Source organism: Halomonas sp. 3A7M, assembly GCF_014897875.1.
In the GTDB taxonomy this organism is placed as follows: domain Bacteria; phylum Pseudomonadota; class Gammaproteobacteria; order Pseudomonadales; family Halomonadaceae; genus Vreelandella.
The window spans coordinates 1-11,211 of the sequence record NZ_JABUZD010000122.1 but is presented as its reverse complement, the minus strand read 5'-3'; the positions used below and the strand labels follow the sequence as shown (position 1 = coordinate 11,211).

The 11,211-nt window shown below is 54.1% G+C and carries 7 protein-coding genes; 2 read left to right on the top strand and 5 right to left on the bottom strand.

All coding sequences use genetic code 11. The annotated features are described in order from the left end of the window. Positions 1-162: 162 nt before the first annotated feature. Positions 163-1,137 (bottom strand): malate dehydrogenase, encoded by a 975-nt coding sequence (locus tag INT19_RS11550; protein WP_038486035.1) that lies wholly within the window; start codon positions 1,135-1,137, stop codon positions 163-165. Between the two features lie 268 nt (positions 1,138-1,405). On the opposite strand from INT19_RS11550, the gene INT19_RS11545 reads away from it, so the two are divergent. Both INT19_RS11545 and INT19_RS11540 read left to right on the top strand, forming a co-directional pair. Beyond that, a complete protein-coding gene (locus INT19_RS11545; protein WP_193060834.1) occupies positions 1,406-2,497 on the top strand; it encodes an efflux RND transporter periplasmic adaptor subunit in 1,092 nt (363 codons plus the stop codon). Then, positions 2,481-5,555 (top strand): efflux RND transporter permease subunit, encoded by a 3,075-nt coding sequence (locus tag INT19_RS11540; RefSeq protein WP_193060833.1) that lies wholly within the window; start codon positions 2,481-2,483, stop codon positions 5,553-5,555. Before INT19_RS11545 ends, INT19_RS11540 begins: the two co-directional genes overlap by 17 nt. Before the next feature lie 165 nt (positions 5,556-5,720). Here the strand turns inward: INT19_RS11540 and rsd are convergent, their stop codons facing one another. The 4 genes from rsd to INT19_RS11520 all read right to left on the bottom strand — a co-directional run bounded on the left by rsd (position 5,721) and on the right by INT19_RS11520 (position 11,013). Continuing rightward, complete coding sequence (gene rsd / locus INT19_RS11535; protein ID WP_095604561.1) at positions 5,721-6,209, bottom strand: sigma D regulator; 489 nt, start codon at positions 6,207-6,209, stop codon at positions 5,721-5,723. A 133-nt stretch (positions 6,210-6,342) separates the two neighbouring features. Then, entirely contained in the window at positions 6,343-6,858 is a 516-nt protein-coding gene (locus tag INT19_RS11530) for a disulfide bond formation protein B (protein ID WP_095604560.1), read from the bottom strand. Continuing rightward, on the bottom strand, positions 6,855-8,495 hold the full coding sequence (gene gshA / locus INT19_RS11525; protein ID WP_193060832.1) for a glutamate--cysteine ligase: 1,641 nt from the start codon (positions 8,493-8,495) through the stop codon (positions 6,855-6,857). The genes INT19_RS11530 and gshA overlap by 4 nt, the downstream gene beginning before the upstream one ends. Positions 8,496-8,637: 142 nt before the next feature. Next, on the bottom strand, positions 8,638-11,013 hold the full coding sequence (locus tag INT19_RS11520) for a Tex family protein (RefSeq protein ID WP_193060831.1): 2,376 nt from the start codon (positions 11,011-11,013) through the stop codon (positions 8,638-8,640). Between the last annotated feature and the right edge of the window lie 198 nt (positions 11,014-11,211).

Here is an 11,211-nt window from a genome sequence, read left to right as displayed (position 1 = left end):
TGGTAACGCATCTTGCGAGGAACGAGCAAATGAGGCACCCGCGAACGGCACAGGCGCCCAATAAAAAAACCCCGCAAGCACTTAGCTTGCGGGGTTTGGTATTACTGAGCATTGCTCTAAGAACAGTTTTTAGAACAGCTCAAAGAACGCTAGTAAACGTGCTTAGCCGAGCAGGTGCTCAACAGCCGCGCGCTCTTCACGCAGTTCTTTCTCGGTAGCCTGCATCTTCTCTTTGCTGAACGCGTCCAACTCAAAGCCTTGAACGATTTCATACTTGCCACCCTGACAACGAACTGGGTAGGAGTAGATTATGCCTTCTTCAATGCCGTAGCTGCCGTCAGACGGGATCGCCATGCTGACGATACCATCGCAACCCAGTGCCCAATCACGCATGTGATCAATGGCTGAAGACGCCGCAGACGCTGCAGAAGATGCGCCGCGTGCTTTGATAATCGCCGCACCGCGCTGCTGTACTGTCGGGATAAAGTCGTTTTCGTACCAGTCACGCTCGACCAGATCGAAGGCGGCTTTGCCGTCTACTTTGCACTGCGCCAGATCCGGATACTGGGTAGCACTGTGGTTGCCCCAGATAATCATGCTGTCAACGTCGGTAACGTGCTTGCCGGTTTTCTGAGCCAGCTGCGTCAGCGCACGGTTGTGGTCCAAACGCGTCATCGCAGTGAACTGGCCTGCATCGAGGTCCGGCGCATTGCAAGAAGCAATCAATGCGTTGGTGTTAGCCGGGTTACCGACAACCAGCACGCGCACGTCACGGCTAGCGTGATCGTTCAGCGCTTTACCTTGTACAGAGAAGATCGCGGCGTTGGCTTCCAGCAGATCTTTACGCTCCATACCCGGGCCACGCGGACGTGCACCTACCAGCAAGGCGAAATCGGCATCTTTGAAGGCAACGTTCGGATCATCAGTGGCAACGATGTCTTGTACCAGCGGGAAAGCACAGTCGTTAACTTCCATGACAACGCCATTCAGGGCGTCCATGGCTTGGGGAATTTCGAGAAGCTGGAGAATGACTGGCTGATCCGGCCCCAGCATATCGCCAGCGGCGATGCGGAAAATAAGAGAGTAGCTGATCTGGCCGGCACCGCCGGTAATCGCAATACGTACTGGATCTTTCATCATTGCTCCTTGATGGTTCGCCTAGGGTGGGTTCTCGCCTGAGAGTGGGACGACAGAACTCAAGACGCAAAGATGGTATGCCCAGATGTGCAAAAACTCAATCATACATGAGACTACTACCCATTCTCTCAGCGGCTTGGTACTCGCTGCCAGACGCCAGTTGCGCTATGGTGTGTCGGTCAGTAAGCCTTAACTCTTAGTACGGCCTACCCTTCAGCATGACTTGCCTTGTGTGATTTTTTTGGGTTAATACGGATATAACTACCCCATGCGACGAATCCCCTACTCTTACGCGCTTGCTAGCCTGCTGGTTCTGGCGCTTGTGATATGGCTAGCGGTTGGCGATTTCCAACGTTTCCAAAGCAGTCCACCTGATGTAGATACCACTGAACGCGACGCAACACCTCGTGTAGAGGTGATGACCCAGCAGAGCGCGCCCTATATTCCTAAGCACGTGCTGCAAGGCCAGCTAACTGCTGAAAAAGAAACACTGCTGCGCGCCAATGTAACTGGCTATGTCGCAGAAAAACCGGTGGCCCAAGGAGAAACCGTCAGCCGAGGCGAGACACTGCTGGTACTAGACAACGACGCGTTACCCCAACGTCTGCAGCAGGCACGTGATGAGTTAACGCTTGCTGAAGCGGAGTACGCCGGCGCCCAAAACCTGCGTCGCCGTGAGCTGATTTCTCAGCCAGAATTGCTGCGCCTGCAAAGTGCCTTAAGCGCCAGCGCCGCCCAGGTGGCTCAGTTAGAAAAGCAGTTAAGCGATACTCGCCCTACCGCGCCCTTTGAAGGCGTGCTGGACCGCGTCCAGGTTGAACTTGGCGACTTACTGCAACCAGGCGAAGAGTGGGCACGACTGATCGACGACCGACGCTTAATCGGCACCGCTTGGGTGGCTCAACAGCAAATCGGTGAGTTAAGCGTTGGCTTGCCTGTCACCGCGCGACTGCTCAATGGCCAGTCGCTTTCAGGCGAAGTGTCTTACATTAGTAGTCGCGCAGAAGAAGCCACTCGCACGTTCTATATCGAAGTAACGCTCGACAATCCAGACAGGCAACGCCTAGCAGGGAGCAGCGCTGAATTCACCATAACGCTGCCACCTCGCCAAGTGCATACCCTATCGCCTGCTCTCTTTAATCTGAACGAGCAGGGTCAATTAGCCATCAAGCACGTTGTTGAAAATAACCGCGTTGCCCAAACGGCGATTGAATTGGTCAGTGCTGATACCGAACGCGCCTACGTTACTGGCCTACCCAGCTCCGTGCAGTTGATCACCCTCGGCGCAGGTTTGGTCAACCCAGGCGACACCGTAACACCAGTGTCTACCCAGGAAGGTGGTCATGCGTCAGTTGATTAATGCGGCGCTAACCCACACGCGAACCACTCTGCTTCTCCTGGTTGGCTTGCTGCTGGCGGGTACAACCGCCTGGCAGATGATCCCCAAGGAAGCCAATCCAGACGTCACTATCCCGATTATATACGTCTCGCTTTCGCTGGAAGGCGTTAGCCCGGAAGATGGTGAGCGCCTGCTAGTTCGCCCAATGGAGCAGGAGCTGCGTGGAATCGAAGGGCTGCGCAAATTTACCGCCCAGTCTAGCGAAGGTCATGGGTCGGTAACGCTGGAGTTTGATCCTGGCTTTGATCCGGATACAGCGCTTTCTGATGTACGCGAACGCGTGGATATCGCCCGCAGTAGCTTACCGGATGAAGCGGACGAGCCTCGGGTCATGGAGGTTAACGTCTCTGAGTTTCCAGTGTTGAGCATCGGCCTTTCCGGCGAGTTGGATACTCGAGAACGGGTAACCATTGCGCGTCGCTTAAAAGAGGAAATAGAGGGCATTGCCGACGTTCTAGAGGTCGATATTGCTGGCGACCGCGAGGACTTACTCGAAATTGTCGTTGATCCACTGGTACTGGAAAGTTACGGCGTTGATTTTGATACGCTGTTTAATCAAATCTCACGCAATAATCGCCTAGTTGCTGCGGGCAGCTTGGATACCGGCGCCGGACGGCTAGCACTAAAAGTACCGGGCATTATCGAATCGTTAAACGATGTCATGGACATGCCGGTGAAAGTTGACGGCGACCAAGTGGTTACGTTTGGTGATGTTGCGTGGATTTTACCGACCTACAAAGATCCCGAAGGATTCGCCCGCATCGACGGCCAGCCAGCAGTAGTACTGGAAATTTCCAAGCGCGCGGGGGCGAATATCATCGCCACCATTGAAGCCGTAAGAGAACGCTTTGCCCAGGCAGGCGACCTACTGCCTGAACAGCTGCGTATTACCACGATTTTAGACGAGTCGGTTACCGTTCAAAACATGCTCTCTGAGCTGTTAAATAACGTACTCACCGCAGTGGTGCTGGTATTAATTGTTGTCGTAGCCGTGATGGGTTGGCGCATGGCGTTGCTGGTGGGCCTGACCATACCCGGCGCGTTTTTAACCGGCATTCTACTGGTTTGGGCATTTGGTTTTACGCTCAACATTGTGGTGTTATTTGCGCTGATCTTAGTGGCTGGCATGCTAGTGGATGGTGCGATTGTAGTCAGCGAGCTCGCTGACCGACACCTGCATGAGGGGCAGTCTCCCCACCAGGCTTGGCTGAATGCCGCAACACGCATGAGCTGGCCGGTTATTGCCTCTACCGCGACAACGCTTGCGGTATTTATACCACTGCTATTTTGGCCAGGCGTGGTAGGTCAGTTTATGAAGTACCTGCCTGCCACCGTCATCTTGTGCCTTCTTGCGTCGCTAGCCATGGCTCTGGTGTTTTTGCCAACCCTGGGGCGATTGTTTACCCGCACATCCCATACAGCAACCGCGGGTGCTGGCCCGGTCGACGAAAGCACGTCGCTTGGGCGCGCCTATCGCCGCGTACTCGGACGTTTGCTGCAGCATCCCGCCTGGGTGCTCGTGTTTGCGGTGCTGTTAATTGGGTTGATTTATACCGGCTATGCTCGTTTTAATCATGGCGTTGATTTCTTCCCCAGCGTAGAGCCGGACAGCGCGCAAGTGCTGGTACGTGCCCGAGGCGATTTTTCCGCTGAAGAAACCGACACCATCCTGAAGCGGGTGGAAAGCCGACTGGGCAGCATGGGAGAAATCGAAGCCCTTTATGCACGCTCTTTTGCGGTGCCTAACCAGCAAATGGGCAATGATGTGATCGGGATGTTGCAGTTTCAGTTTGTGGACTGGTATCAGCGCCGCCCTGCCCGCACGATTTTGGCTGACATGGCCGAGCGCACTCAAGATCTACCGGGGATAACGCTAGAGTTTCGCGAGCAGGAGATGGGGCCTGGCGGCGGCAAACCTATTCTGCTCGAAGTCAGCGCCACTGATCCAGACATCGCAAATGCCGGCGTTGACCAGATTACGGCACTAATGCACGAGCTAGGCGGCTTTACCGACATCCAGGATAACCGCAGCCTGCCCGGGGTCGAATGGCAGGTAAAAGTTAATCGTGAAGCCGCTGCCCGCATGGGCACCGATATCACCACCATTGGTAGTGCTGTACAGCTACTCACCACTGGCCTTCAAGTGGCCAACTACCGTCCCCCCACCGTTACTGATGAGGTGGATATTCGCGTGCGCTTACCGGAACACTGGCGCACGCTCAACCAACTTGAACGACTGACGATCAACACCCCACGAGGCCAAGTGCCTATTGCTCACTTTGTAGACATTACGCCCGCCCCCAAAGTTGGCACCCTGAATCGTATTGATGGACGCCGTGCGATTACCGTTGAGGCAGATTTAGCACCAGGCTATTTAGCGGACGAGCGGTTGCGAGCGCTACTAGATGCAGGCCAAAGCCAACTTGACGATAGTTTGATGGTTAATGTGGCGGGTGAACAAGAAGATCAGCAGGAATCCATGCAGTTCTTGATCAGCGCTTTCTTGATCGCGATTGGGCTAATGGCGCTGATTCTGGTGACACAGTTCAATAGCTACTATCAAGCAGCGCTAGTGCTATCGGCCATTGTGTTCTCCACTGCGGGCGTTTTGATGGGACTGCTCATTACTGGCCAAGCGTTTGGTATTGTCATGGTGGGCATGGGCATTATCGCCCTGGCAGGTATTGTCGTTAACAACAATATCGTCTTGATCGACACTTACAACGAGTTGCGCGGCCAAGGCATGCCCCCAACCGAAGCGGCACTAGAAGCAGGCACCCTGCGCTTACGCCCAGTGCTTCTCACCGCTATTACCACCGTGCTGGGGTTAATGCCGATGGTGCTGGGAATCAACGTTAATCTTTTTGCACCCGCGCTAGGATTCAATGCCCCCTCGGCCCAGTGGTGGACACAAATGTCCAGCGCGATTGCCGGCGGCCTCACGTTCGCCACAGCCCTGACACTCTTATTAACCCCCTGCATGCTAGTGATAGGCGGCAAGCTAAGGCGTGAGAAGTAATAGGTGAGGTGTGAGACTGCATAGCAGGGGCGACTGGGGCACCGTTCGCGGGTGCCTCATTTGCTCGTGCCTCGCAAGATTCGTTACACCGCGCTACAAAATACTGAATGCACAGGAGTTGTAGCGCGTGGTAAGCGAAGCGCACCCGCGGGGCAGCGAAAAGCGCTACGCTGGTGACTTTATCTGCTGTGGGCTGTGGGCGGCGTGCAGGCGGGCGATTAGCTGGTCTTCAAGGGCGAAGCGCTCTGCCAACCCTTTCGCTAAGCGGTCAATCCAGGCGGGCAAACGCACTAGATTCTGCTGACAGCGTACCGGTGAGGCGAAGTCTTCATCGAATTCCAGCACCATGGCCGTTGACAATTCTAAGCGCTCAAGAAGCTTTGCCGCGATTTGTAATGCACTCTCATCGTCGAATGCCTTCGCTTCCTCAGCAAGCTGGGGGTAAATCTCGAAGTGCCCAGCGCTGATGTAGTCCATCAACAACTCACTAAAGGTGTCAATGCGCGCTTTGCTAATCGCCTCTAATTCGGCGTCACAAGCTTCTTTCAGCTCAATGAAGCTGACTAACAGCGAGCGGCGCTGATCAAGCCAGCGATCAATCAAACTGTGCACGCCCCCCCAGCGCTCCAGGGCATTTTTGCAATCTTCGAGCATGGGGCTTTCTCCTTACAGATAGCCGTCTTCAACTGAGCTAGACTCGCGCGTCCGTGGACACCTGTCAATCCTAGCGGGTACGGTTTACTTAATTAAATGAGGCCAATCAATTAACGTAAACCATACCACTTATTTAACTCTTTTTTACAGACCATGTTTTTAAAGACCACAGAATACGCAGAGGCGCAATCGCGAGCAATAAAAAGCCGATCAAGGTCCATGCAGGCAGCGACAGGCCTAAGAACATGAAATCGATGTCAGCACACTCACCAGAGCCGGTAAGCACCATGGCAACCACTTCTTGCATCGGCAAGATATCCATCATGTACTCAAGGCCTGGGCCACAGGTTGGCACTTCGTCAGCGGGCAAGCCTTGAAGCCATACATGCCTTCCAGCAACAAAAGCACCCGTACCTACTGCGGCTAAGCTCAGCAAACCGTAGATAGCTTTGCCTACTTTGCCACTTGGGTTATGAAGTGCAGCGATACCTAGCACCAGCCCTGCGGCAATCACCGCGACCCGCTGAAAAATACACAACGGGCAGGGTTCCAATCCCATAATATGCTCAAGCCCCAAGGCTACCGCCATCATCAGAACACAAAAGGCGAAGCCCGCTAACGCGATAGGGCGAACTGCTAATGATGTCATTGACCATCCTCTGGTGAAATAGCAGACAGCGCTCTGGACTCACGCGCTTTGGCAAAGTAAGTGCTTAGGAACTCACTAAAGCTCTCTTGATCGGCTTCTTCAATATCGTGCTGTTGTTGGTGCGAGGTCTCGATCAACTGAGCAAGCAGTGCTTCACGAGAACGTAGCATGGGCGTGGATTTAAGCTTGTCGGCTTGCTCTTGAGCCAATTGCAACAGCGTATCGCTGAGCGAGCCATTACCAGCTTCCAGGCGCGCCAGTAGTTGCGCTGAGGGAGTTAGAGAAGGATCTTTCAGCCGCGGCGCTAGCTCAGCGAGTGCCGACGCATGAGGAGTACTCTCTTCTACAGCATCCAATAGGCGTGCCACTTCGGCCATTTCCGCAAAAATCTGCTCGCCCCACTCCTTCACAGTCGTCGTTTTGCCGTTATGGATCAGCTTCAGCGCTGGGTCACGCCCACGCTCAACGACGAAACGGCGATTGTCGTCTAAGCGGTCGCACTCTTCGTCTGAAATCCACGGGCTATCGCTTAATAGACACCACATTAAGAAGGTATCAACAAAACGCATCTGAGCTTCGGTGACACCTAGCGGGTCGAATGGATTAAGATCCAAACAGCGTACTTCGATGTACTCCACCCCACGCGCTTCCAGGGCTTGACTGGGCGTTTCGTTGTGCTTGGCAACTCGTTTAGGGCGAATATCGCTGTAGTATTCGTTTTCAATCTGCAAAATATTGGCGTTTAACTGCTGCCACTCGTCGCCGTTCTTCACGCCCAGCTTTTCGTAGTCTGGCCAGGGAGTGGAAATAGCATGCCGCAGGGTGTTGACGTAATTGGACAACGAGTTAAAGCAGATTTTAAGCTGTGACTGCACTTTATTCTGATAGCCCAAATCCGACATACGTAGCGTGGTCGCATAGGGGGCGTAATAGGTGTCGTCGCTCAGCGACTGCAGTTTTTCAGGCACTGTACCAGTTGGCAGGAAGCTTTTATCGATGGCGGGTGATGCGCCAAATAGGTAGAGCAGCAGCCAGCTATGACGACGAAAATGCCGAATCATGCCGAAATAACGCGTAGAGCGATAATCGTTAAAAGGAATATTGGTGGCTTTTTCAAGCTCACGCAGGGCATGCCACATATCATCGGGTAGCGATACGTTGTAATGCACCCCGGCGATAGCCTGCATAATACGCCCGTAGCGCACATCCAACCCTTTACGATAAACATGCTTCATGGTGCCCACATTGGAGCTGCCATAGTCAGCAATCGGTACGCTATCGTTACCGGAAAGCCGAGACGGCATGCTGCCTGGCCAAATCCACTCATTTTCCAAGTGGTGATAGGTAAACGTGTGCAGGTCTGATAAAAATGCCAACGCCTCTTTTGGCTCTGAATACACCGGTGTGATGTACTCCAATAGCGCTTCGGAGTAGTCAGTGGTGATATGCGGGTGGGTTAGCTTTGAACCCAGCGCGTAAGGGTGCGGCGTTTGAGCAATATGGCCGTTGGCGTCAACGCGCAGGCCCTCTTTTTCCACCCCGCGACGCAGGCGACCTAGGCGCCCTAAACGCGCGCTAGGGAGCAAACGCTCAACCTGGGCGGTCAGTGTGGATGGCACAGTGAGAGGTTCAGACAAGGTGAACACTCCTTGTTAGTAAGGCCTGCTTAAAGCAGGCCTTGTTGAAATCAGCTGGCATCGCCATGCGGTTTATCACGTTTTTTTACCGAGAATAGACAGCAGGATATGGCGGCAACCATTAAATATTCAAGACGCGCGACTATTTGCCCTGCTTTGCTTTAAGCAGTGCTGCGCCGAGCGCGCCCATTGGTGCCGCTGCTTCGCTGGACTTTCCTCCCTGGCGTTGACCACGACCATTCTGTCCAGAACTAGCCGACCGCTGGCTACGTGCAGGCTTACGAGGCTCGTCGTTAGTGGAGTTTACAGCTGCTTGCGTCTGTTCTGGCTCATCATCCAAACGCATTGAAAGCCCTACCCGCTTGCGGGGGATATCCACGCTCATAACCTTAACGGTAACGATATCGCCTGCTTTTACTACACTGCGCGGATCATCGATAAAGCGGTCAGAGAGCGCTGAAATATGCACGAGCCCGTCTTGATGAACGCCAATATCTACAAAGGCACCGAAGTGGGTCACGTTGGTGACGGTACCTTCCAGCACCATGCCCAGCTTCAGGTCTTTGAGTGTTTCGACGCCTTCACGGAATTCAGCCGCCTTAAACTCAGGGCGCGGGTCGCGTCCTGGCTTATCCAGCTCTTTGAGAATATCGCTGACGGTAGGAACACCAAAACGCTCATCAGCGAAGTCAGCGGGCTTCAGTGCTTTTAGCGTCGCACTATCACCAATCAGGCCTTTTATATCTCGACTATTCTGCTTGGCAATACGCTCTACCAGCGTATAAGCCTCTGGGTGAACAGCGCTGGCGTCCAGCGGATTTTCGGCGTTGCTAATGCGTAAAAAACCAGCACACTGCTCAAACGTCTTTGGTCCAAGGCGGCTAACTTCTAACAGCTCTTTACGGCTCTTGAAGGCACCTTGAACGTTGCGTTGGGCAACAATATTTTCAGCAATGGCAGCACTTAGCCCAGCAACACGTGAAAGCAATGCGCTAGATGCCGTATTGAGATCCACACCGACGGCGTTAACGCAGTCTTCTATCACGACTTCTAGACTACGTGACAGCTGCACCTGGGAGACATCGTGCTGATACTGACCAACACCGATAGATTTCGGCTCGATTTTCACCAGTTCTGCAAGCGGGTCTTGCAGGCGGCGAGCAATAGAGACAGCGCCGCGCACGGTGACATCAAGATCCGGCAGCTCGCGGGAAGCGTATTCCGACGCGGAGTAAACCGACGCACCGGCCTCAGACACCATGACTTTACTTAAACGATGCTCGGGTGCTAACGCCTTCAGCAGATCACCTGCCAGCTTGTCAGTTTCACGACTGGCGGTGCCATTGCCAACGGCAACGAGTTGAACGCCGTGCTGTTTAACCAGCTTAGCGAGCACATTGAGCGATTCGTCCCAGCGATTCTGCGGCGCATGGGGGTAAATCGTCGCTTGGTCGATAAATTGACCGGTAGCATCCACCACCGCAACCTTGCAGCCGGTTCTTAGACCCGGGTCAATCGCGAGAGTCACTTTTTGCCCTGCAGGCGCTGCCAGCAAAAGGTCTTTCAGGTTGGCGGCAAACACCTCGATAGCAGTCAACTCTGCCTGCTCGCGCAGGCGACCCAACAACTCGGTTTCAAGCGCGGTATAGAGCTTCACACGCCACGTCCAGCGCACTACTTCGCTCAACCATTTGTCGGCGGGGCGGCCTTCATCGCTAATACCCACTTGTTTGGCAATAGCGACCTGGGCCGGATGAATTGGAGCGTCCTCTTCGCCAGGCAGACGAATCGCCAGACTTAGAATGCCTTCGTTGCGACCACGGAACATAGCCAGCGCACGGTGAGATGGCACCTTGGCAAGTTTCTCGTCATGTTCGAAGTAGTCAGAAAACTTTGCGCCCTCCTGCTGCTTGCCATCTAGCACGCGGGCACTTAGTTCGCCCTCTTGCCATAACCGTTCACGCAATCGGCCAATAAGTTCAGGGTCTTCGGCGAAGCGTTCCATGAGAATTTGCTTAGCACCATCAAGGGCGGCTTTGGCATCTTCAATGGCTGGAATATCGCCTTCTGCAGGGCGCAGGTACTGCGCTGCTTCGCTTTCGGGATTAAGCTGCGGATTGGCCAACAGGGCATCAGCCAGTGGCTCTAGGCCCGCTTCACGGGCAATTTGAGCTTTCGTGCGGCGCTTTTTCTTAAACGGTAGGTATAAGTCTTCTAGGCGCTGCTTCGTCTCAGCTGCCTGAATCGTTGCTTTTAGCGTGGCATCCAGCTTGCCTTGCTCATCGATAGCCGCTAGTACGGCTTCACGGCGCTCTTCCAGCTCGCGCAAATAGCGCAGGCGCTCATCCAGTTGGCGCAGCTGAATATCATCGAGGGCACCCGTTACCTCTTTACGATAACGAGCAATAAACGGCACGGTAGCGCCACCATCCAGAAGCTCTACCGTTGCGGAGACCTGTTCAGGCCGTACGTTTAGCTCAGTGGCTAAGCGTGAAATAATGCGTTGTTTGACATCCATAACGTGCAACTAACTCATGCAGCATTCGAGGTGCCGACAAGGTACCACAATCGCACGATACTGGCATGAATTGGCTACGATGGGGAAGCTGCCCTCGCGGGTGCGCTTCGCTTACCACGCGCTACAATCCCACTGAGCTCAATGGTTGCATCCCTGTAGCGCGTATATGGACTCCTCCTCGTCTGCAAGCACAAAAGG

Bases quoted from the DNA above. Each gene is read 5' to 3' on its own strand.
- INT19_RS11550 (WP_038486035.1), bottom strand. From the start codon at position 1,137: ATGAAAGATCCAGTACGTATTGCGATTACCGGCGGTGCCGGCCAGATC.
- INT19_RS11545 (WP_193060834.1), top strand. From the start codon at position 1,406: ATGCGACGAATCCCCTACTCTTACGCGCTTGCTAGCCTGCTGGTTCTG.
- INT19_RS11540 (WP_193060833.1), top strand. From the start codon at position 2,481: ATGCGTCAGTTGATTAATGCGGCGCTAACCCACACGCGAACCACTCTG.
- rsd (WP_095604561.1), bottom strand. From the start codon at position 6,209: ATGCTCGAAGATTGCAAAAATGCCCTGGAGCGCTGGGGGGGCGTGCAC.
- INT19_RS11530 (WP_095604560.1), bottom strand. From the start codon at position 6,858: ATGACATCATTAGCAGTTCGCCCTATCGCGTTAGCGGGCTTCGCCTTT.
- INT19_RS11520 (WP_193060831.1), bottom strand. From the start codon at position 11,013: ATGGATGTCAAACAACGCATTATTTCACGCTTAGCCACTGAGCTAAAC.